We start from the raw sequence: 22,895 nt of genomic DNA on the forward strand, positions 1-22,895 counted from the left end.
GCTTTCACAAAGGACCAATGATCGGCGAGTGCACATAGTTCCAAGGCGTCATCCATCATGCCCCCTCAATCGCCCTCGAACTGCATCAGGATTTCAACCTCAAGCCCATCTTCACGCAGTTTTTGCGCGCCGCCCAGATCGGGCAAGTCGATCACAAACACGGCATGGCTGACCTTTGCGCCTGCATCGCGCAGCAATTGCGCGGCCGCAATCGCGGTGCCGCCCGTGGCGATCAGATCATCGACGATCACGACACGCTCGCCATCCGCCACAGCGCCGGGGTCCATTTCCAGCCGGTCTGTCCCGTATTCGAGCGCGTAATCCACTCCGATGGTTTTAACGGGCAGCTTGCCCGGCTTTCGCACCGGGACAAAGCCCACGCCCAGCGCCACGGCGACCGCCGCGCCAAAGATAAAGCCGCGCGCTTCCATCCCGGCGATCTTCTGCGCGCCCGCCGCTTTCGCGCGCTGCGCCAGCAGATCGACGCTCGCGGCGAAACCTTGGGGGTGGCCGATCAGCGTGGTGATATCGCGGAACTGGATACCGGGCTCGGGGAAATCGGGCACGGTTCGGATCAGCGATTTGAGATCATCGGGGACAAGCTGCGGCGCGCTCATAGATATCCTTCAAATTGGCCAGTTCGGCAGGACGCGGTCTGCGCCCACGCACCAGCCCGCCCCACAAAGCAGAGCGCCCCACCATCTGCAAGCAGAGGATGAGGCGCTCGGATATAAGACCAAGTTTTACAGGAGTGAGATCAGGCTTTTTTCTTCTTCGGCTTCGCGCCGGCCCAGATCTGTTTGTACGACATAAACGCAAGGAACGTCGCAAAGGCGAGGAAGCCAATGACAAACCAACCCGTTTGCTTGCGCGCAATCAGCGACGGTTCTGCGGTCCATGTGAGGAACGCGGTGACGTCTTGCGCCATTTGTTCAACCGTGGCTTCTTTGCCGTCTGCATAGGTGATCAGATCGGGGTAAAGCTGCGGCGGCATCGCGATGTTTACGTTGTAAAAATACTCATTAAAATAGAGGCCCGATGGCGTTTCAAAATCAGGCGATTTTGCCACGTCTTCGGGATCAGGCTCGTTATAGCCCTGCATCAACGAATAGACATAATTCACCCCATCAGGGCGCGCTTTGGTGATCAGCGACAAGTCCGGCGGCAGAGCGTTGTTGTTGGAAATGCGCGCCTGCACGTCATTCGCGTAGGGCGACGGGAAATGGTCGGTCGGCTCTGCCGGGCGCAAAGCTTCCTCGCCGGTTTCCGGGTTAATGCCGGGAACGTTCCAGGTGGCCGCCTCTGCACGGACTTCGGCATCGGTGTACCCAAGCTGTTCAAGATTGCGGAACGCAACATATTTCAGGCTGTGACAGGCCGAGCAGACCTCTTTGTAAACCTGATAGCCGCGCTGCAATTGCGCCACGTCCCATTTGCCCAAAGGCCCATCGAAAGAGAACCCACCCTCAGGCGAGATATTGTCTTCCTGAAAAGCGTAGTAATTCGGCTTTTCCGGGGTCGAATATTTGAGCGTATCCGGGACCAAGGACCAGAACACCAGAATACCGGTGAGGACCAGGCCGAAAAGAATGGCTCCAAGGCGGATTGTCATGACCGAACTCTTTCTAATTATCGGATCAAATGGATAGAGCGTGCGCGCTTATTCAGCCGGTTGCAGTTCGCCGCCGGGCAGATCGCCTGCTGGCCTGCCAGCGGCAGCCGGTGTGCCACCAGAACCTGTCCCACCGGAACCCGGCTTGTCATTGTCAGAACCCAGCACCGCTTCGGTGATGGAAAATGGCAATGGCTTGGGTATCTCGATCTGACTGATGATCGGCAGGATCACGAGGAAGTGCAGGAAGTAATACGCGGTGAAGATCTGGCTGAGCAGAACGTAAGGCTGTTCCGCCGCCGCGCCGCCGCAATAAGTCAGCACAGCCATGGTCGGGATCAGGCCGAACCAGAAGAACTTCTTGAACAGCGGACGGTAAGAACCCGAACGCACCGGGCTTTTGTCGAGCCATGGCAGGAAGAACCACACAAGGATCGAACCGAACATGCCGATCACGCCCAAAAGCTTTGCTTCGATGAGAACGATGCCTGTGAACGGGATTACCAGATCGCCGGTAAAGGCGCGCAGGATCGCGTAGAACGGCAGGAAGTACCATTCGGGCACGATGTGTGCGGGCGTCGAAAGCGGGTTTGCTTCGATATAGTTATCCGGGTGACCCAGCACGTTGGGCAGGAAGAACACGAAGAACGAGAAGATGATCAGAACCAGCCCCAAGAACCAGCCGTCTTTGGCGGTGTAATAGGGGTGGAAGGGCACCGTGTCGCTTTGCTTTTTCACTTCAACGCCCGTCGGATTGGACGATCCGGGAATGTGAAGCGCCCAGATGTGGAGGATAACCACACCGGCAATCACAAAGGGAAGCAGGAAGTGCAGCGAGAAGAACCGGTTCAGCGTGGAATCGTTGGGAGCATATCCGCCCACAAGCCAGATTTGCAGCGGCTCACCAATGAACGGGATCGCACCGAACAGACCGGTGATCACTTTTGCACCCCAAAAACTCATCTGACCCCAGGGAAGGACATAGCCCATAAACGCGGTTGCCATCATCAACAGGAAGATAACCACACCCAAAAGCCAGATCATCTCACGCGGGGCTTTGTAAGAAGAATAATACAGGCCGCGGAAAATGTGCAGATAGATGACGATGAAGAAGAAACTGGCGCCATTGGCATGCGCGTATCGCATCGCCCAGCCGTAATTCACATTGCGCATAATGTGCTCAACCTGAGCAAAGGCAACGCCGGTATTTGACGCATAATGCATCGCGAGAATAACGCCGGTGATGATCTGCACCATCAAGAAGAACCCGGCGAGCACGCCGAAATTCCACATATAGTTGAGATTACGCGGCACCGGATAGCCAGCGCCAATGGCGTTATAGACCATGCGCGGCAGCGGCAATTTTTCGTCAATCCACTGTGTGAAAGCCGATTTTGGTTCGTACTGTTTTGCCCAGGCGAAACTCATGACGTTCTCTCAACTAATATTCTTTGGCACGATAGCTTGATAAGATACGGCTTCTTATCCGACCCGGATGACGGTTTCGGACGTAAATTGGTATTCGGGAACTTGCAGATTGGTTGGCGCAGGCCCTTTGCGGATGCGGCCAGCCGTGTCGTAGTGCGATCCGTGGCAAGGGCAGTAATAGCCGCCAAATTCGCCTTTATTCTCGCCATCAGCAGCGCCCAGCGGCACGCAGCCGAGATGGGTGCACACGCCCATAGTGACGAGCATGTCTTCATTGCCCTCTTTGGTGCGCTCAGCCAGGGTTTGCGGATCGTTGAGCGAGCCGACATCGACCTGGTTGGCTTCGGCGACTTCTTCAGCGGTCAGTTTGCGAATGAACAAAGGCTGCCCGCGAAAGACAGCCTTGATTGCCTGACCCGGTTGGACCGAGGCGACATCGACAATGGTGGTGGATGCGGCGAGCACATCTGCGGTTGGGGCCATTTGCGCTGCCAGCGGGAAGACCACAGCCGCCCCGCCCACACCTGCGGTACTGACCGCGGCAATGTGGATCCAGTCGCGGCGGCGAACGCCGTCTTCTGCGTTGAGACTTGCTTCAGGCGCTGTTGCCACGCCGTCGATATCAGCCATCGCTTTAATATCCTGCTCGTTTAGCCGCACTCGCGCATCGCCAGTGCGTTCAATCCATTGTTCAACACTGCTTTGCCGAAAAGCCTTGCGTTAATCCCCGGCAACCAAGAAATCCGCGTAAATGCGTTGTTTCGTAGTTGCGCGCAGGGCGCATAGCCAACTCGCTCGATAAATCCAACAGTGTTTTAAGCATCCCGTGTTCGCTTGCGCGCAAGAATGTCTGCCCTGTTTCAGCTGATCGCGATCAAACTGATCTGGCGTCCATATCCCGGTTCGGCGGCAAAAGATGCTCGTCTGTACGAGTGGTAACGCTCGGCCTGTGCAAAAGTATCCCGTGCGATGTCATGAATCTTCGAAATCCCTGATTTTCCAAGAATTTTAGCAGTGTATCCGGGCAAATCGAACAGCCATCTGGCAGTGTTATCGCGCATGGGTGCGGGTTTGAAATGCGCATCATCGCCGGGGGTAAAATGCGCGCGGAAAGGCGCATCCACCTCGTAACTCGACTGCGCGATGGTTGGTCCGATAGCGGCTGAGATTTGCGTGCGTTTTGCTCCCAAAGCTTCCATCGCAGCGATGGTGTTTTCCAAAACGCCCCCATGCGCGCCGCGCCATCCGGCATGAGCCGCACCCACAATACCCGCTTGCGAATCGGCAAACAGGACCGGCGCGCAATCGGCAGTGACAATTCCGATGGCGATGCCCGGCACCGCAGTAACAAGCGCATCTGCCACCGGGCGGCCTTCTGGGTCATCGGCCCAAGGCTTGGTCACTGTGACAACATCGGGCGAATGGACCTGATGCGGCATGGCGATCTGGCTTTGCGGCGCGGTGGCGTGCGCGGCGGCCAAGCGCAGCTTCGCGATCTTGGCCGGATCGCCCGGCCCGCCATAGCCAAACTGATGCGCGCCGCCGCCCGATCCGAAAAATCCGTGCGGCACATCGCCCAACGCTGGCGAACGTTCAATATCAAACTCAACCATCAAGCGAGCGCGAAACCTGCTCAAATGTATCGCGCGACAGATTGTCCGCCGCAGCAATCCGTTCCAGCTCTCCCTTCATCAGCGCGGCCCGGCCCGGCTCTATCCGCCGCCATTTGCCAAGCGGGGATACAAACCGGGCTGCGGTTTGCGGATTGATCGGGTCCAGCGCCAGGATCACATCGGCAATCATCCGATAACCAGCGCCCGATGCATCGTGGAAGCCTTTCGGATTGCCTGCAAACGCCATGTAAAGCGAGCGCACGCGGTTCGGATTGCTCATGGTGAAATCGGGGTGACTGGCGAGATTTTGGACCTGATCGATCACATCATCGTGCAGCGACAGCGCCTGCAAAGTGAACCATTTGTCGATCACCAGATCATTGCCTTTGAACCGGTCATAGAAGCTTGCGAGCCTGGCGGAGCGTTCGGGCACATCGAGACCTGCGAGCACCATCATCGCGCCCTGCCGATCGGTCATATTATCGGCATTGTCATATTGCCGCGCGGCAAGCTGGCCTGCAAATTGAGGATCGCTTGCGGCGAGATAGACGAGAGCCTGCGTTTTGACCTTGCGCGCGCCGCGCCCGGCCGGATCGGTGAAAGCGGTGGTCTCACACCGCCCGTAAAGCTCGCCCAATTCGCTGGCGCACGCGGCGGCTATGGCAGCTTTCAATGTCTGGCGCGCAGTGTGGATCGCGCCCGGATCAGCCTTGCGCGCGCCCGTTGCCATAGCTTCAAATAGATAGGTTTCGCTTGGCAGCATCATCAGCTCGCCGCGCATGGCATCGTCCAGCGCCTCATCGGTCAAGATCCCGCGGAAAGCCTCGATAATGGCCGCCTCGCTTTCGGCATTTGCTACGCCCTCAGCCGCCTCAATCAAATGCGCTACGGCCAGTTCCTGCATCGCTTCATAGCGGGCGAAGGGATCATCATCATGACCTGCCAGAAACACCAGATCATCCCGCGCCAATTCGCGCGACACGGTGATGGGCGCGGTAAAGCCGCGATTGATGGATAAGACCGGATCAGGCCCGGCAAGCGGCAGATCAAACGACTGCTCTGCCTCGTTCAGCACAATCAAACGCTCTTCGCCCAGCGCCCGTGCCTGCCGTGAATGCACGGCCACGCGAAGCGGGATGGGCATGGGGCTTTTGTCGGGCTGGCCGGGAGTGGCGGGGACCGTCTGCGAAAGGTGCAGGGTGAGCGTATCGCCTGACACGTCCTGGCGCACCGTAAGCGTGGGAGTGCCCGCCTGACGATACCACAGGCGGAACTGTTCCAGATCAAGGTCCGCACCTTCTTCGATGGCTTTGATAAAGTCCTCGCAAGTCGCGGCCTCGCCATCGTGGCGGTCGAAATACAGGTCAGTGCCTTTACGGAAGGCCTCTTCGCCCGCCATGGACCGCATCATGCGGATGACCTCGGCGCCTTTGTTGTAGACAGTCGCGGTGTAGAAATTGCTGATCTCGCGGTAGCTATCGGGCCGGATCGGATGCGCCAAAGGGCCTGCATCTTCGGGGAATTGCGCGGCGCGCAGGATGCGCACATCCTCAATCCGCTTAACCGCCTGCCCGCGCATATCCTGGCTGAACAATTGATCGCGCAGCACGGTAAAGCCTTCTTTCAGGCTCAGCTGAAACCAGTCGCGGCAGGTGATCCGGTTGCCTGACCAATTGTGGAAATATTCGTGCGCGATCACCCCCTCGACGCCGTCAAAATCATCATCGGTCGCCGTGTCGGGATCGGCCAGCACATATTTGGTGTTGAAGACGTTGAGGCCCTTATTCTCCATCGCGCCCATATTGAAATCGGATACGGCCACGATGTTGTAGAGGTCCAGATCGTATTCGCGCCCGAATGTCTCCTCGTCCCATTTCATCGACCGGTGGAGCGATGCGAGCGCGTGATCGGTGCGCTCCATATCCTCTGCGCGCACCCAGATATTGCATTCCACCTCGCGGCCCGATTGCGTAGTGAACGGGCCGGATTTTGCCACCAACTGCCCGGCGACCAGCGCGAACAGATAGGATGGCTTGGGCCAGGGATCGTGCCATTCGGCAAAGTGGCGTCCATCTTCCAGATCGCCTTGCGCCGTTTTGTTGCCATTGCACAGCAGAACAGGGAAAGCGCCCCTGTCACCTTCCATCCGCACCGAATACGTGGACAGCACGTCCGGCCTGTCCGGAAAGAACGTGATCCGCCGGAACCCTTCGGCCTCGCACTGAGTGCACAGCATACCGCCCGATGCATACAGCCCCATCAAAGTGGTGTTCTGATCGGGGCAAATGGTGGTGGTTATGGTAACTTCGTGCGCGTCGCCGGCCAATGTGAGGACAAGGTCAGGCCCATCCATTTCCCAATCATCTGTGGGCGCGCCATCAACTTGCACGCTGTCTGCGGTCAGACCATCACCGTTCAGGCGCAGTTTGTTTGTAGGCTTGGCAGCTGGATTGCGTGTCAGCGCTAGAGTGGCAGTAACGCGCGTGGATTGAAGACCCAGATCAAAATGCAGTCTGGTCGCTGGCAACAACCATCCAAAGGGCTGATAATCTTCCCGCAGGATCACCGGCGGCTGCTGCGGACCCCGCGCAGCATCGGCGATTTCGGGGTTGCCTTCGGGGTTTTGCGGTGTTGTTGCGATATCCATGTCTGCGGATTTAGGTTGATTTCAGCCCACGTCCAGCGGCACAGCCCCGCCCATGGCAAATTTGTTGATATTTGGCCTTGGCTACACAGCAAAACGGATCAAGGCTGCGGTCGAGGCATCCGGGTGGAGCGTAGATGCAACGGGCAGCGACGGCGATCTCGAGTTTGCTGACCGCGATGCGGTGCTCGGCGCTTTGGACAAAGCCACCCATATCCTTTCCTCGGTCCCGCCAGATCGGACAACAGGAGATGATCCAGTGCTCGCTGCCTTTGGCACGGAGCTGGACGGGCGCTCTCTTTTCTACCTGTCCTCGACCGGGGTCTATGGCGATCAGCAAGGCGCATGGGTGGATGAGGCAACGCCCACGGTGGCACAAACAGGCGCTGGCCGCCGGAACGCGCGGGCCGAGGCGGACAAAGCTTGGCTGGAGATGGGCGCACACGCATTTCGTTTGCCCGGCATTTACGGACCGGGGCGCAGCGCGCTTGACCGGGTGAAAGACGGCAAAGCGCGGCGGATTGACCTGCCGGGCCAAGTGTTCAGCCGCGTTCATGTCGATGATATTGCGAGCGGAATTGCCCGTGCGCTGATCCAGGACGCACCGCCGGGCGCTTACAATCTGGGCGATGATTTCCCCGCAAGCGGCAATGCGGTCACCGAATATGCCTGCCAATTGCTGGGGCTGGAGCCTCCTAGGCTTGAAACTCTGGAAGAGGCAAACCTGTCAGAAATGGCGCGCGGATTTTATGCTGAGAACCGCCGGGTTGCGAATGGCAAAGCCAAACGGGTGCTGGGCTGGCAGCCTCAGTATCCGACCTATGCCGACGGATTATCGAGTTTGCTTCGCCCTTAGCGCAAGCACCATGCCCACCACCGCCAAAACCATTCCGGCTGCCGTGAGCCACGTCCATTCATAACCCTCAAACAGGGTCGACAGGGCCATCGCCACCGAAATCGTCAGGATCGAATTGTACGCAGTGCGGCCTGCTCCAATCTCGCGCACCAGATTGTAATGGAGCGGGAACGTAACCACTGAACCGATCAGCGCCAGATAGACAATGCCAGCCCAATATTGCGGCGAAGTCGGCAAAGGCGGCGGGCCTGCGGTGAGGTATGCAAAGCCCAAATCAAACATCGTCCCATACAGCATTGCCCATGCAAGCAGGCTGACCATCGGCACGCCGCGCCCTGTCGGATTGGCCTGAATGACATTGGCAACAGAGGCCGCGACAATGCCCAGCATCGCAAGCACAATACCAAGTCCCGGATTGCCGCCAACAACGCCCGCCTGCGGGTTGCTCAGCCATTCATGCGCGAGCAGGAACGACACGCCAACGATCGCGACAGCGCTGCCGATAACAAATCCGCTTTGCACCCGCTCCCCCAGAAACAGCCGCCCAAGCAGCGCATTGGGCACCATCAGCAAACCGAACATCATGGCGACGATGCCTGATGTCACATACAATTCCGCGTTGTAAACAAACAGAAAATTGCCGCTGAACTGGAAAATGCCAATCAATGCGGCGAGATAATGTTCAGGCCGGGTGAGCTTCAGCCGCCGCTTCATCACAAAGGCCACAAGAAACAAAGCCGGCGTCGCAAGGGCAAACCGGTAGAACACCGACCATGCAGCAGGCACGCCGTCAATCTGGCCAGTAATCACCAGCCAGGTCGAACCCCAGATTGTGCCGGTCAGCAGAAACGGGATGATAACGCGCGGGCTCAGCAATGTCGCTGCGGTCGCGCTCATAGGTTTGCGATTGCCCTGGCAAGGGCGCGCGCATTGTCTTCGCGCGTGTTCCATGCGGTGACAAACCGCGCGGCATCCGCGCCCCAATCGTAGAATGCGAAATCTTGCGCGCGCAAAGTTTCGCGTTCGGCTGGCGTCAGGCGCACAAACAGCTCGTTCGCCTCGACCGCGTGCATCAATCGCTCACCGCATGCGCCCGCAATCTCGGCTGCCGCGGCATTTGCATGGCGCGCATTGGTAAGCCACACATCATCCTCGAGCATCGCAAGGATTTGCGCGGCGAGATAGCGCCCCTTGCATTGAAGGTGGCCGGCGCGTTTGCGGCGATAGCGCACTTGCGCTGCGTGTTCGGTATCGAACAGCACCACCGCCTCAGCGCTCATGCCGCCGTTTTTGATAAAGCCAAAGGCGAGGCTATCGGCAGGGCCGGCAGCTTTTCGCGCCGCATCTTTCGCATCGCCGCCCAGAAACGCTGCCGAATTGGCAAAGCGCGCGCCGTCCATATGCAGACTCAGCCCGCGTGTCTTGGCAAACTCGCCAAGCGCGCAAAGCTGACCCGGCGTGTAAGTCCGGCCATATTCACTTGCCTGCGTGATGCTGATCGCATGAGGCTGCACCTGATGCACATCATCGCGAATGGGGTCGATTACGGCTGCGATGTCATCTGGCGAAAGCAGCGCGCCTTGCCCGCATGCATGGATCAGCTTTGCGCCGTGCAGGTAAAATCCGGGCGCGCCGCCTTCGTCCACTTCGATATGCGCCTCTTCGTGGCACACCACCGCGCCGTGCGGCGGGACCATAGTGCCAAGCGCGAGACAATTGGCCGCTGTCCCCGTTGCCACCCACATTGCCGCGCATTCGCGTCCGAACAGATCGGTGAAACGCTCATCCAACCGGGCGGACAAGGCATCGCCATCATAAGGGTTGTCAGCGCTGTCAGCGGCACGCATCGCTTCCCACACGGCGGGGTGGACGGGCGCAGCGTTATCGGAGAGGAAAGGCTTCACATCAGTCATCGCAACCGCCTCTAACCCCGATAGAGCCAAGTGCAAGCAGGAGAACAGATATGAGCGGCACGCAAACGGACGTCACCATTACCCATGAACGCCGCGGTGCCGGCGGCAAATACACCGCGAAAGTGGCAGGAAAGAGCGCGGCCGGACATCTCGAATGGGAGCCGCGCGGCGATAATGTTCGGGTCGCAACACACACGATTGTGCCCGATGAAATTGGCGGACGCGGGGTTGCTGCACGGCTGGTCGAAGCGCTGATCGCCGATGCGCGCGAACAGGGTTTCAAAATCGATCCGCAATGCTGGTATGTCGCGCGCAAATTTGATCGCAATCCCGATTGGGCTGACTTGCGGGTCTAACTAGAAGAGGTCGCTATGGCCCGGCACCTAAGCTTCCAACCTCGAGAAATCCGTCCCGGCAATGGTTTCGAGCACTTCGCGGCGGACTTCTCTTGCACGCTCGGCAGGGATGCCGGGGATCGACAATTCACCCCCTGCAAGCCCCAAATGCAAAGTCGCATAGCCGCGTAGCCGCGCAATTGGTCCGCGGGAAATCTCAGCAGAATGCAGTTTGACGCGGCTTGCATATTGGCTTTTGGGGGCAAGCACGCCGTTCATCACCATCACCTGGCTTGCATCAAGACTGTGCCGCTTAAACCGCCAGGCAAAGCCTGCAATCGCGGCAGATATGGCTGCCAGAACCAAGGGCACAGCAATCGCAAGCGGCGTCCATTCCGGCGCATAAAAGCTTGAACCGATCCCCGCTGCAAAGGCTGCCAATATAAAGAGCAGCGCATCGCCGATCATGCTGTCCGTTCGGTAAGCGCGCGTCGCGCGGTGCCAGTGCGCATCTGTATCGGGCAGGTGAAAGCCTGCTGCGGCCACAATCGGGGCGATTTCATCCAGCTTTGCAAAAGGGGCAACCACATGGCTGGCCGCGCCTGCATCCTGGGCGAGGCTGACGAATTTCAAATTGTGCCAGCCGAACCGGTAGCGAAACCAGCGCGTGCCCACTTTCACGCCCTGCACCCGGTGAACAGGCATCACCACATCCGTTTTTGTAAACAGCCCGCGCCGCCGCCGAAACCCGCGCGCGGTGCGCTCCAGAGTGTATCCCCATTCGCGGCTGAATGTGCGCAGCAGGCCCGTGACAGACCCAATGACTATCACCGATAACAGCCCCAAAACCGCGCCAATCGCGGCCATGTTCGAACCCAGTTCAAGCAGCCAGCCGCCCTGTTCTTCAGCCAAAGCGCGCCAGTAATCCACTTCCCAAAAATCCACGCCCAGAAAGTTGTCAGCATATTGCAGCAGGCCCAGCACCACCGCAAACGCGGCCAGCGAAAATTCAAACAGACCAAAAGTGAACAGGCGGCCTGTGTCCATGGCGAACAGGGTTTCAGATGGCGTCTCAGATGGCGTCTCGGGCGCGCCAGCCGCCGCTCCTTCACCGCTTTGCCCGGCCATCTCAGCCGCCGCCGATGTGATTGAACCGGGATCATCGCGGCGTTCGCGCACAAGTTCGCGCAGCGCCTCGCCATCTTCGAGCTTAAGGAAAGCCAGCGCCAGATCATCCCCTCCGCCAGCGCCAGTTTCAAATTTCACAGATGCAAGCCCGAACACGCGTGCCAGTAAAGCTTGCTCAAGGCTCACATCCTGTATCCGTTCATAGGGGACAGAACGCGCGGTGCGGCCGAGAATGCCGCTTTCTACCCTGATATCGGCTTCCCCGACGGTGTAAGTGAGTTTGCGCCAGCGCAGATAGCTGGCAAGCGCGCCCATCGCGATGATGAACCCGCCAATGCCCAGCCCGATGATAAGGCCATAGCCATCAATCCCGCTGCCAAACGCGGCGGCGAGCGCGGGAAAGATCGCATTGCGAATGCCCGATAACGCGCCCACCAGAACGCTTAACGGGGCGGTGCGCTGTGGCTGCGTTTCAGGGTCAGCGGCGGCGGAATTGGGAACGGGCGGAACGCTCTCGCTCACAGGGTTTCCCGTTTGATATGAGCGCGAATTTCCTCGCGCATGTCTTTGGCCAGATCATGATTGAGGCCGGGCAAATGCACCGAGGCATTGTGATTGCCAGCGGTATGGACCGTTAGCGTGGCGATGTTGAAAAACCGTTCAACCGGGCCTTGATCAACATCAATATGCTGGACGCGGCCAAACGGCACGACCGTGTCGGAATGCCACAAAATCCCGCGCACCACGCGGAGCCGGTCAGCGCTGATCTGATAGCCGCGCGCGGCATAGCGGCGCGCAGGCACGCGGATGATCCAGAACGCGCACAACAGCAAAGTGACGCCGCCCACCACGCCCGGCGGCATGCCGGTCTCAGGCAAAATCGCGCTTTCGGCCACCAGAGCGCCAATCAGCAGCACCAGCGAGGTGAGCATGGCCGAAACCCGCAAAGCGTTCACATAATTGGGATCAAGCTTGGTCAGATCCGCGCTATCATCAACGGTGCCAGGGATGGACGGCGCAGCAGCATCGGCAGAAAGGGGTGTTTCCATGCGGCTCTATGTGGACAAGGCGGCAGGTCAGATCAAGACGCGCGCTGGTTAAACCGCCGCCCGATCATCGCGCTGGCGATATTGGTTTTCTGCACATCAATAGCGCCGCCTGCGATCCCCCAGGCATAGGCATCGCGCAGACGCTGCTCCATCCCGTATTCGGTGTGATAGCCATATCCGCCCATCACCTGCATGCCCAGCGCTGCAACATCGCGCACGATTTCATTGGCAAAACATTTGGCCAGGCTGCTTTCATAGACGGTGGGCAGGCCATCATCCTGCGAAGACGCGTTGATCGCAGCCCGGTGGATCAGCAGGCGCGCGGCATCCACTTTCATCGCCATATCAGCCAGTTTCAGCTGCACCGCCTGAAAATCGACGATGGGTTTGCCAAAAGCTTTGCGTTCCTGCGTGTATTCTAGCGCCTGTTCGAGCGCGCCTGCCGCAACGCCCAGTGATTGGGTGGCATTGCCGCAGCGCTCGAGCCCGAACGCGCTCATCAATTTGCCGAAACCGCCTGCGCCCACGATCACATTTTCGTGCGATACTTTCACATTGTCGATGGCAAAATCGGCCGTGGGAATGCCGCGAAATCCCATCAATTCCTCGCGCTTTCCGAAATTCATGCCCTCCATGTCGCGTTCCAGCAGGATCGCGCCGATCCCCTTTGCGCCCGGATCGTCGGAGAACCGCGCATAGGTGACGTAATAATCGGAATGCCCACCGCCGCTGGTCCAGCGCTTGTATCCGTTGACGACATAGCCATTGCCGTCCGCTTCGGCTTTGGTCGTCAGATCGGTCAGCGCGGTTCCTGCATCGGGTTCCGACATTGACACCGCGACGATTTTTTCGCCTTTGATAACTTCGGGCAAGATACGCGCTTTCATTTCGGGAGAGCCAAAACGGTCGATTGTGCGCACTGGGCCGGTGAGCGCTTCGAACACGGGAAACGCCACCGCATTGGATACTTGCGCAAATTCTTCGAGCACCAGCAAAGCTTCGAGATGACCAAGGCCCAGCCCGCCATATTCGGCTGGCAAGTTCACACCGAGAAAGCCCATTTCGCCATAAGTGCGCAGCATGTCATGCGGGACCGGATAGTCCTTAACCTCCATATCGCGCGCGAGATCTGTCAGTTCGCTGCGGGCAAATTTGCGCGCGGTCTCTTTCAGCTCGCGCTGGTCATCGGTCAGTTGGAAATCCATGTCAGCATCATGTCCCTGTCAATTTACCCGCGTCCCCTAGCGCATTTGTGAGGGCGACGGGCAAGCTTCAAAAGCATAGGATCGCGCGCAATTTCAAATTTAGGAGAGTGATGATGACGAAACTCCATTCCAGTCTGGGGCCAAACCCGCGTCTTGTGCGCATGTTTATGAGCGAAAAGGGATTGGAAGAGGGCAAGGACTTTGAACGGGTTCACTACGACATCATCACCGGCGAAAACCGGCAAAGCGCAGACTATCTGGCCAAAAACCCGCTAGGCACGATCCCCACGCTGGAACTGGACGATGGCACCTGCCTTACTGAAAGCTGGCCTATTTGCGAATTTATCGAAGAACAGCACCCCGCCCCCAATCTGTTTGGCGAGACCGCAGCCCAGCGCGCCGAAGTGCGCAAATGGGCGCGATTGTTCGATCAGGAAGTCGTTGTGCCAATGACCATGGGCTTTCGCGCCGGCGCAGGCCGCCCGATGTTTGAGCCCCGCATGAGCGTGGTGAGCGCAGAAGCAGGCGCAGAATTGTCGGCCATTTCTGACGAGAAGTGGCGGATGTTCGATGGCGTCTTGGGCGATAGCAACAATCTTGCGCTTGGCCGGTTTACATTTGCCGACCTCCTCATGTTTTGCTTTGCCAATTTCGGGTTCACTGTCGGGTGGAAACTGCCAGAGGGGACAGACAATCTTGCCCGCTTTGTCGAAACCCATAACGCGCGGGCCAGCGCTGCGGTTTGGCAAGAGGCGGAATAATGCCGGACCTTTCGAGCAAGGTCGCCATAGTCACTGGCTGCGCGAGCGGGATTGGAGCCGCCACAGTCAAACGCCTCGCCGCAGATGGGGCAGATGTGCTGGGCACAGATGTAAACCCGGATGGCAGGCCCGTTTGCGAAAAGGTCGGCGCAGGCTTTGCGGTTCAGGATGTGGCAGACACCGCGCTTTGGCCGCAGATAATCGGGCAAGCGGTCGAGATGTTCGGCAGGCTCGATATTCTTGTCAACAATGCAGGGATCATCTCGCAGGCCTCGATCGAGGACGTGACCGATGAGCTTTGGGATCAGACCTACGGCGTCAATATTAAAGGCACGATGGCGGGATGCCGCGCGGCCATTGCTGCGATGAAAGCCAATCCGGGCGGGTCAAAAGGGGCGCTCATCAACATCGCGTCCACGTCTGCTATGGCCGCATTGCCGGGCGATGCGGCCTATTGTTCGAGCAAGGGCGCGGTGGGCGTGCTTTCCAAAAGCATCGCGGTCCATTGCGCGCAAAAAGGGTATGATATTCGCTGCAACACCGTAATCCCCGGCGCGACCGAGACGGGCATTTTGAACGCGGCAGAACAGGCCGTGCCGGGCCTGAAAGCTGCTGTTGCTGCAACGTCTCCGATGAACAGGCTGGGTGATCCGGCAGAAACGGCGGCGGCGATTGCTTTTCTCGCCTCGGATGAATGCCCATTTATGACCGGCGCTGAAATGCTGGTGGATGGGGGCGCCTTGTCGATCCATCCCGGTTTCTAAGGGCAGACTTTCATTCCGATTGCATCCGCTCCAGATACCCGCTGGAACGCATTTGCGCAGCCGTCCAGGCAAACACCGCCATGGCGATCACGCCTGATACAAGGCACACGCCGAACACAGAAATCGTCAGCGACAGTGACCCTTGCGTGGGCGCGAGCCAATCGCTGACCCACCCGATCACAGCAAGACCCAGGGCCTGACCCACCAGATTGTTGAAGAACAGCGCAATCGCGACCGCAAATCCGCGCTGGCCCGGCTCCACCGCCGCCTGAATGCCGGACAGGATCGGGGCCTGGCTCATCACGTAAATCGCATATGCAACCGCGAAAAAGCCAAGGAACGGCCAGAACCCGCTTGATGACAGGCTCAGCGCGAGCGGCACCACGCAGCCAAGGCTGACAATGCCCGGCATCCAAGCGCGCCAGCGTTCATCGCGCCGGGTCAGCCAACCTGCGATATATCCGCCCAATATCGGCCCCGGCACGCCGCCGATAAAGAAAGCAAGGCCGAGATAAAGCCCCACATCCCCGCTGGAAATGCCGAAATTGCGGATCATCACAGCCGCCATCCAGAAAGCGAGCGCATAGCCGATCATGATCTGCACCGCCCAACCGACCGCCAGCCCCATAAACACGCGGTTTTTCGCAAGTGTCTTTGCGGTTTCCAAAAGCGGTTGCTGCTCAATCTTGGCATCATCAGGGGCGAACCGGCCGCGCAAAGGTTCACGCACGGTGAAATAGACGATCGCCCCGATGATCATGCCGGGCAGCCCCATCAGCACAAACGCCCAGCGCCATCCAAACAGCTCGTTCAACTGTCCGCCCACAATCAACCCGCCCGCTGTGCCCATGGTCGCGCCGATAGTGAGAAACCCCATAGCCTTGGCCAATTCTGCCCGCGGGAAATAATCGGCCACCAGGCTTTGTGATGCAGGGCCAGAGCACCCTTCGCCAACGCCCACACCTGTGCGCGCGGCAAACAATGTCCAGAACCCTGTCGCAAGCCCGCACAGAGCGGTCATGGCGCTCCAGAACGTGATGGCGGCAGAGACAATGTTCTTGCGCACCGATCTGTCCGCCAGCCGCGCGGCGGGAAAGCCTGCGATCACATAAGTCAGCGCAAACGCCAGACCGCCAAGCAAGCCGATCTCGCCATCGGAAAAAGCAAACTCTGCCTTGATATCCTCAAGCAGGATCGAAAAAACCAACCTGTCAGCGATGGAAAACATGCTGACGAGCGTCAGCAGGGCCAGTACGAGCCAGCTGCTGCGAGATGCTGTCTCAGGCGGTTTAGTGGTGGGGTCTGGCATCAAGGCCATTGTCGACAGGGATCGTAAGACCGTTCAAAAACCGCGCATCATCGCTTGCCAGAAACAAAACGCAGCCCGCCACATCATTGGGATGGCCCAGCCCATCCATGGGCAGCGGGCCTGCGGGTATTTCCATTGGCGCTTCGCCCGCCCGGCCTGACACTTCCATCACCATCGGCGTTTCAATGCCGCCGGGCGCAAGCGCATTCACACGAATGCCGTATCCTTCATCCTGACAGTGCAGCGCGATGGAGCGCGTCATCGAAGAAATCGCGCCTTTGGCCGCAGTATAGGCGGGGATCATCGGATATCCCATCAGGGCAGCGGTTGATGCCATATTGACGATGGAAGAACCCCCGCCGCCATTGGTCTTGTGCCGATGCTTCATCAAAGGCAGCGCATATTTGCACCCCAGAAATGTGCCGTTGACATGAATATCAAGGTGCAGCTTGAAATGATCGAGCGAACAATCCTCGATATTCTCAAAGATCACATTGCCTGCATTGTTGACGAGGATATCAAGCCCGCCATGGCGTTCCTGCACCGCCTGCATCACGTCGATCCATTGGCCTTCATTGGTCACATCCAGCGCCATGGCATCGCCGCCGATCTGGTCGGCGACTGTATGCGCCAGTTCCACCTCGCGGTCGGTTACGATAACCTTTGCACCTTCTGCGGCAAGCCTTTCGCAATCCGCTTTGCCCAGACCCATTGCGCCGCCTGTAACAAGAGCCACGCGCCCCTCAACTCGTCCTGCCAATTGCTCTCTCCCAAAAGCCTGCCTCTTTCTTGCGCAGACTAGGCAGGCGAGCGGCGCGCGCCACTCACTAAAGCGATGAGAAAAGTGTGAGGTGCATCCCTGTGCGCTTCGCGTAAATTTGCAGGCGGGAGAACACGCCAATGATCGACGCTGCTGAAATTGCGCGCCTTAAAGCTCTGATGGAATGGGAAGGGAAGCGCACTGCCCCGCCTGAAGGTTTTCCAAAGCTGCCCGATATGCCCGCAGCCCGGTATACGAGCGCAGAATATTACGCGCTCGAACAGAAACATATCTTTCGCAAAAGCTGGCTGTTTGCAGGCCATATAGACGAGATCCCCGAACCCGGCTGCTATATGCGCTGGCACAATGCGGGCGATCCGATTGTCATTGTGCACGGCATGGACGGCGAGGTGCGCGCGTTTTACAACACTTGCCGGCACCGCGGCGCGCCCGTTGTCACACAGGATCGCGGCAAATCATCGCGGTTGATGTGCGGCTATCACAATTGGACGTACAAAACCGATGGCACTTTGGTGGGCGTGCCCGAACGCCAGGATTTCCCCGAAGATTTTGACATGAGCTGCCGGGGGCTGATCCCGGTCCGGTGCGAAATGCTGGGCAATGTCATCTTTGTGAACTTTGACGATGACGCGATGCCGCTCACCCAGTGGCTTGGCCCGCTGATGCAGGAATGGGATGAATTCGCGTTTGATAAAGTGCGCCTTGCCGCGCGCTATTCGTTCGATCTCAATTGCAATTGGAAAGTCGCGATGGAAGCGAACATGGAAGTTTACCATGTCCCTTTTATCCATCCCCATACGGTTGCGCCGCTCGTTGATCCCAAGCGGAATTACAACACGCTCTACCCCAATGGCCATGCGCGCATGCTCGCCCCTGCACCCGAAAACACAGACCGGGAACATGTTCGCGCGCTCGACAGCCCGCCTGAATGGCAGGAAATTGAGACCGTGGGGGAGCTTGGCCGGACATGCACACAAAGCTATACGTTGTTTCCCAATTGGGTGTCGCCTTTGTCGAATTATTTCGTCCCCCCGCTGGTGTTCTGGCCAACATCGCTGACCACCACCCGGCTTGAGCTGGTGACGATGGCGCCCGACTGGGGTGATGGGCCGCCGCCTGATCTTTGGACGGTGCCTGACCCGGCCTCTCCCAATGGCCGCAATATGAGCCCGATCATTTTGGAAGACACGCAATTTGGCGAAGCAATCCAGCAATCGATGCAAAGCGCTGCGTTCAGGTCCGTGCCGCTATCCTATCAGGAAGCGCGCATCTATTCCTTCCACCAGAGCTGCGACAACATGATCGGGACCGACAATGTGCCTGCTGATTTGCGCGTTGAGCAAGTGATTGGCGATGACTGGGTGCACCCCAATGATCCGCGCCGCGGCGAGTTGCAGGCGGCGCAATAACCGCCACTCACGCCTTCCGTTTACGTAAGATGACGCTACGGCATTGAGTATAAATCGCGCTTTGTGGCCAAAATGACGCATTTTGCAACTCTGCCTAGCGCTTTTGCTAGATGAGCGCGCTCTTGGTCCTCCATACACTCCAATCATAGCTTCACCGTTGCATCTAAAGCAGCGGCGGCTGGGGAAATGGGTCGGCGTCACGCGCCGCTCACAAGGGAGAGACACACATGATCACACTTCACGCCCGCAATGCCTCTGGCAATCTGACACGCACCGCGCGCCGCGCTTTGATGGGCAGTGCAGCGGCCACGGCGCTGGTCGCAATGCCCCAAGCTGCTTTTGCGCAGGATGCCGAAGTGATCGAGGCATCCGCCACAGACGAAGCGGAAACGCCTGTGATCATCGTTCAGGCGCGGCGGCAGAACGAAACCCTTCAGGAAGTGCCCGTGACCGTGACCGCAATCGGCGGCGAAGTGCTCGAGCAATATGGCGTTGATCAGGTCGCCGATGTTGTGGGGCGTGTGCCGACACTGAACGTGCAGGTCGGCGGATCGGGTTCGGGCGGTCAGCTGTCCTTGCGCGGAGTTGGCTCTTCCAACATCTCCGCCGCTTTTGACAGCGCGGTCGCGTTCGATTTTGACGGAGTGCAAATCTCGACCATGCGCCTTGTGCAGGCTGGCTTTTTCGACACCCAGCAGATCGATGTCCTAAAGGGTCCGCAATCCTTGTTCTTTGGTAAATCGGCATCCGCTGGTGTGTTTGCGATCCGCTCCGCTGATCCGACATCAACCTGGGAAGTGGGCGGTCGCGCGCAATATGAATTTGAAGAAAAAGGCTACACGCTCAACGGCTATATCTCTGGCCCTGTCACCGATACACTGGGTATTCGGCTGGCGGCGCAATGGAATGACATTGATGAATATGTCGAGCTGCAGGAGGGCACGCCAGCAGCCAATGGCCGGTTCCGCGGGACTGACAATCTGATCATTCGCGGAACGCTCGATTTTGAACCGAGCGATATGTTCGATGCTAACCTCAAACTGCAATATGTGAAAAACACCAATGATGGTGCAATCCAGCATTCAGATCTCAATTGCGGCGCGAACGGCGTAGCTGATCCGATCTCCCTGCTAGGGGGCGGCATCCTGATTGATCCGGGCTATGACTGCAACGACACCGATCAACGTTATTTCCTGCCCGATTCCGCAGCGCCCCTGGCGCCCGGAGTTCCCACACCATCACCGGCAGCGGGGCGCAATGGGGTGCCATTCGGCGAAACCGAGATTTTCTTTGGCCGCCTGCTGTTTAACCTACAACTGTCAGACAGCTTGAAACTCACTTCTACCAGCGGTTTTCTGGATCTCGATGCGGTCGATTTTGATTGCTATTCCTATGGCGGACAATTCCCCGATGGCGCAGGCGGATTTGTCGCTGGCGGTGTGGGCTGTTCTGACCCTGAAAACCAGCTTGAACAATACACACAAGAAGTCCGGCTGACGTCCGATTTTGGCGGGGCATTTAATTTCATGCTGGGCGCATTCTACGAGGACCGCACTTTTGTCTTCGACACCGCGCAGCAAGCCGTCAACATATCCTTCCTCGGCGCCGATCCCATCACTGGCTTCACCTATGACTGGGACAAACGCCACGTCACCAAAACCGAAGCTTTGTCAGTGTTTGGCTCTGTCTTCTTTGATCTGACAGACGATCTCGAACTGTCCGGCGGGGTCCGGTACACAGATGAGAAGAAAACCCAAACCATCAGCGTGCCATTCCTGCATCTGTTCCTGCAAGGCCCGGGCTTTGTGGCTCCTGGGTTCTTTTCTGGTCCCATCGATTTTGCCGATGACAATATCTCACCCGAAGTGACGCTGAGATATCAGGCCGCCGATGACATCAATATCTTTGCCTCTTTCAAAACGGGCTTTAAATCGGGCGGCATTGATAATTCTGCGCTGCCGTCTTCCAGCTTGAGCACAGCGGCATTGTCCGGCGATTTCTCCGCTCTTATCTTCGATTCTGAAACAACAATCGGCGGCGAGATTGGCGTTAAATCGCAATGGGCAGATCGCACAGTCACATTGAACGCGACGGTGTATCATTACGTGTTCTCTGATCTTCAAGTGCAAAACTTTGATCCAGTAAACATCCAGTTCCTTACCTTGAACGCTGGCGAACTGACTTCGCAGGGTGTGGATCTGGAATTTAGCTGGCGCACTCCTGTCGAAGGTCTGACCGTATCGAGCAATATTGCTTATCTCGATGCCTCATTCACTGACAGCTTCGTGACATCGGCGGGCATTGATCTGGATGGCCGTGATGCCGCCCGCGCGCCGACATGGTCAGGCAATGTCGCGTTTGACTGGATGATCCCTGTCGGCAGCAGCCTTGAACTTGGCCTTGGCGGAAATGCAATTTTCTCAGATGATTACATCACCAATGAGGATTCGCTGAACGACTTTGTCCAAGATGGCTACGTCACATTTGACGCGCGCGTTTCGATCGGAGATGCTGATGGCAAATGGAAGCTTGCCGTGGTTGGCAACAATCTGGCGGACGAGATCTGGACCAACACATCTGCCGGACGGCCATTCCTGCCCGTAGGCGGCGATGATATCATCCTGACTCAAAACCGCGGGCGCCAAATCTTTGCGGAGGTTAGCTTCCGCTTCTGATGAGGCTGGCGGAATAATATTGTAAAAGAAGGCGGGCTTTCGGGTCCGTTTTCTTTTTTTCACAGGGCCATGGCCGCCCGCTCCCTCCACCCTTCCACCCGGATTTTCACACCGGAGTATGATCCGGGTGGAAGGGTGGAGGGAGCGGGCGGCCATGGCACTGCAAGGAGCGCACAGATGTCACGCGAACAACTCATCACTATGACTCGCAGCCTGATTGATCACGGCGCGGCTGATACGATGGAATATGCCGACGAAGTTGTCAAAATCCCGGCCAGCACTTACACCGATCCTGATCTGTTTGACCTGGAAAAGCGCAACATTTTCCGCCGACTGCCGCTTATGGTCGCGCCATCATGCGAATTGCCTGAGCCCGGCGATTACAAAGCGATGGAAATTTGCGGAGTGCCGCTGCTTTTGACCCGGCAGCGCGATGGGAAAGTGGGCGCATTTTTGAACATGTGTTCGCATCGCGGCAATCCGGTGGTTGAGGCAGGGACAACCGGAAATGCTTCGCGGTTCATGTGCGGATATCATGGCTGGACGTTCAAGAATGACGGCGATCTTGTGGGTGTCGCGTCGCCCAAGGATTTCGGCGCGGTTGATAAGGCGGCTTTGTGCCTCAAACGGTTTCCCGTGTATGAAAGCGCCGGGCTGATCTGGGCCACTCTCGATCTCAATTCCAAACTGTCGATCCCGGACTATCTGTGCGGCTATGACGCGCTGCTTGATGCGTTCGGGTTGGATGGGTGGACCCTGTTTGCGCAGCGCACATTGGCAGGGCCGAACTGGAAGACGGCCTATGATGGCTATCTCGATTTCTACCACCTGCCCGTGCTGCACAAAGACACCTTTGGCGCGGATTTCTTCAACCGGGCCAATTACTTTTTCTGGGGTCCGCATCAACGCCTCTCCAGCCCCTCAAAATTCGCGCAGAAAACGGGCAGCGATGAAATGCTTGATCTGTCTGAAATGAGCGATGAGCAATTGCCCGATGACGCGCTGACACAAGGGGTGTGGACGATCTTCCCGCATATCTCGATTGCCAGCTTTTATGGCGGCGGACAGCGCGGAGCGATGATATCGCAATTGTTCCCCGGCGAGAGCGTGGGGGAAAGCTTCACCACGCAGTTCTATGTGATGGAAAACCAGCCCGAAACCGAAGCCGACATCAAATCAGCGCATGAACAATTTGACTTTCTCGAAGTCGTTGTGCGCGATGAGGATTACGCGACCGGCAAACGCCAACACGAAGCTCTGCAGTCGGGCATGATGGACCACGTATTGTTCGGCAAGAACGAACGCGGCGGGCAGGTCTTTCACCAATGGGCGGCGAAATTGACCCATGCCTCAGACGAGGAATTGGCCGAAATATTCGCCGCTCAGGCGCAGCAGGCGGCTGAGTAGACCGCC

At 58.0% G+C, this 22,895-nt stretch carries 20 protein-coding genes; 7 read left to right on the top strand and 13 right to left on the bottom strand.

Features of this window, described 5'->3' with window-relative positions; translation table 11 throughout:
- Window positions 1-65 precede the first annotated feature (65 nt).
- From AC0V6W_RS07480 to pepN, 6 genes are all read right to left on the bottom strand, one after another.
- Complete coding sequence (locus tag AC0V6W_RS07480) at window positions 66-617, bottom strand: adenine phosphoribosyltransferase (RefSeq protein WP_486148668.1); 552 nt, start codon at window positions 615-617, stop codon at window positions 66-68.
- Window positions 618-757: 140 nt separating this feature from the next.
- Window positions 758-1,612 carry a cytochrome c1 gene (locus AC0V6W_RS07485; RefSeq protein WP_486148670.1) on the bottom strand — a complete coding sequence of 285 codons (855 nt, stop codon included), beginning with the start codon at window positions 1,610-1,612 and terminating at the stop codon, window positions 758-760.
- A gap of 48 nt (window positions 1,613-1,660) precedes the next feature.
- Window positions 1,661-3,040 carry a cytochrome b gene (locus AC0V6W_RS07490; RefSeq protein ID WP_486148672.1) on the bottom strand — a complete coding sequence of 460 codons (1,380 nt, stop codon included), beginning with the start codon at window positions 3,038-3,040 and terminating at the stop codon, window positions 1,661-1,663.
- A gap of 54 nt (window positions 3,041-3,094) precedes the next feature.
- Window positions 3,095-3,670, bottom strand: coding sequence for a ubiquinol-cytochrome c reductase iron-sulfur subunit (gene petA / locus AC0V6W_RS07495; RefSeq protein WP_486148674.1), 576 nt, complete (start codon window positions 3,668-3,670; stop codon window positions 3,095-3,097).
- 230 nt (window positions 3,671-3,900) lie between these two features.
- Complete coding sequence (pgeF, locus tag AC0V6W_RS07500; protein WP_486148676.1) at window positions 3,901-4,653, bottom strand: peptidoglycan editing factor PgeF; 753 nt, start codon at window positions 4,651-4,653, stop codon at window positions 3,901-3,903.
- Window positions 4,646-7,300, bottom strand: coding sequence for an aminopeptidase N (pepN, locus tag AC0V6W_RS07505; protein WP_486148678.1), 2,655 nt, complete (start codon window positions 7,298-7,300; stop codon window positions 4,646-4,648). Before pepN ends, pgeF begins: the two co-directional genes overlap by 8 nt.
- Before the next feature lie 52 nt (window positions 7,301-7,352).
- On the opposite strand from pepN, the gene AC0V6W_RS07510 reads away from it, so the two are divergent.
- Window positions 7,353-8,153, top strand: coding sequence for a Rossmann-fold NAD(P)-binding domain-containing protein (locus tag AC0V6W_RS07510; protein WP_486148680.1), 801 nt, complete (start codon window positions 7,353-7,355; stop codon window positions 8,151-8,153).
- Here the strand turns inward: AC0V6W_RS07510 and AC0V6W_RS07515 are convergent.
- On the bottom strand, window positions 8,130-9,050 hold the full coding sequence (locus AC0V6W_RS07515) for a DMT family transporter (protein ID WP_486148682.1): 921 nt from the start codon (window positions 9,048-9,050) through the stop codon (window positions 8,130-8,132). The genes AC0V6W_RS07510 and AC0V6W_RS07515 overlap by 24 nt on opposite strands.
- The gene (locus tag AC0V6W_RS07520) at window positions 9,047-10,066 is read right to left on the bottom strand and encodes a threonine aldolase family protein (RefSeq protein WP_486148684.1); all 1,020 of its coding nucleotides are present in this window, start codon (window positions 10,064-10,066) and stop codon (window positions 9,047-9,049) included. Before AC0V6W_RS07520 ends, AC0V6W_RS07515 begins: the two co-directional genes overlap by 4 nt.
- Window positions 10,067-10,116: 50 nt before the next feature.
- On the opposite strand from AC0V6W_RS07520, the gene AC0V6W_RS07525 reads away from it, so the two are divergent.
- On the top strand, window positions 10,117-10,422 hold the full coding sequence (locus AC0V6W_RS07525) for a GNAT family N-acetyltransferase (protein ID WP_486148686.1): 306 nt from the start codon (window positions 10,117-10,119) through the stop codon (window positions 10,420-10,422).
- A 27-nt stretch (window positions 10,423-10,449) separates the two neighbouring features.
- Here the strand turns inward: AC0V6W_RS07525 and AC0V6W_RS07530 are convergent, their stop codons facing one another.
- Genes AC0V6W_RS07530 through AC0V6W_RS07540 form a run of 3 tightly spaced genes read right to left on the bottom strand, consistent with a single transcriptional unit; the run spans window position 10,450 to window position 13,783 of the window.
- A complete protein-coding gene (locus AC0V6W_RS07530; protein WP_486148688.1) occupies window positions 10,450-12,051 on the bottom strand; it encodes a PH domain-containing protein in 1,602 nt (533 codons plus the stop codon).
- A complete protein-coding gene (locus AC0V6W_RS07535; protein ID WP_486148690.1) occupies window positions 12,048-12,578 on the bottom strand; it encodes a PH domain-containing protein in 531 nt (176 codons plus the stop codon). Before AC0V6W_RS07535 ends, AC0V6W_RS07530 begins: the two co-directional genes overlap by 4 nt.
- Before the next feature lie 32 nt (window positions 12,579-12,610).
- Window positions 12,611-13,783, bottom strand: coding sequence for an acyl-CoA dehydrogenase family protein (locus AC0V6W_RS07540; RefSeq protein WP_486148692.1), 1,173 nt, complete (start codon window positions 13,781-13,783; stop codon window positions 12,611-12,613).
- A 110-nt stretch (window positions 13,784-13,893) separates the two neighbouring features.
- Between AC0V6W_RS07540 and AC0V6W_RS07545 the strand changes: the two genes are divergently transcribed.
- Together AC0V6W_RS07545 and AC0V6W_RS07550 are read left to right on the top strand one after the other, a co-directional pair.
- The gene (locus AC0V6W_RS07545) at window positions 13,894-14,544 is read left to right on the top strand and encodes a glutathione S-transferase family protein (RefSeq protein WP_486148694.1); all 651 of its coding nucleotides are present in this window, start codon (window positions 13,894-13,896) and stop codon (window positions 14,542-14,544) included.
- A complete protein-coding gene (locus AC0V6W_RS07550) occupies window positions 14,544-15,308 on the top strand; it encodes an SDR family NAD(P)-dependent oxidoreductase (RefSeq protein WP_486148696.1) in 765 nt (254 codons plus the stop codon). The genes AC0V6W_RS07545 and AC0V6W_RS07550 overlap by 1 nt, the downstream gene beginning before the upstream one ends.
- 10 nt (window positions 15,309-15,318) lie before the next feature.
- Here AC0V6W_RS07550 and AC0V6W_RS07555 read toward each other — a convergent pair whose 3' ends face one another.
- Both AC0V6W_RS07555 and AC0V6W_RS07560 read right to left on the bottom strand, forming a co-directional pair.
- Entirely contained in the window at window positions 15,319-16,617 is a 1,299-nt protein-coding gene (locus AC0V6W_RS07555; protein ID WP_486148698.1) for a spinster family MFS transporter, read from the bottom strand.
- The gene (locus AC0V6W_RS07560; protein ID WP_486148700.1) at window positions 16,598-17,353 is read right to left on the bottom strand and encodes an SDR family oxidoreductase; all 756 of its coding nucleotides are present in this window, start codon (window positions 17,351-17,353) and stop codon (window positions 16,598-16,600) included. Before AC0V6W_RS07560 ends, AC0V6W_RS07555 begins: the two co-directional genes overlap by 20 nt.
- 164 nt (window positions 17,354-17,517) lie before the next feature.
- On the opposite strand from AC0V6W_RS07560, the gene AC0V6W_RS07565 reads away from it, so the two are divergent.
- The 3 genes from AC0V6W_RS07565 to AC0V6W_RS07575 all read left to right on the top strand — a co-directional run bounded on the left by AC0V6W_RS07565 (window position 17,518) and on the right by AC0V6W_RS07575 (window position 22,889).
- Window positions 17,518-18,807, top strand: coding sequence for an aromatic ring-hydroxylating oxygenase subunit alpha (locus tag AC0V6W_RS07565; protein ID WP_486148702.1), 1,290 nt, complete (start codon window positions 17,518-17,520; stop codon window positions 18,805-18,807).
- Window positions 18,808-19,034: 227 nt separating this feature from the next.
- Complete coding sequence (locus tag AC0V6W_RS07570; protein ID WP_486148704.1) at window positions 19,035-21,482, top strand: TonB-dependent receptor; 2,448 nt, start codon at window positions 19,035-19,037, stop codon at window positions 21,480-21,482.
- A gap of 177 nt (window positions 21,483-21,659) precedes the next feature.
- Window positions 21,660-22,889, top strand: a complete 1,230-nt coding sequence (locus AC0V6W_RS07575) for an aromatic ring-hydroxylating oxygenase subunit alpha (protein ID WP_486148706.1) — start codon at window positions 21,660-21,662, stop codon at window positions 22,887-22,889.
- Window positions 22,890-22,895: the final 6 nt, after the last annotated feature.

The sequence above is a fragment of the Erythrobacter sp. JB1-7 genome (assembly GCF_057365015.1).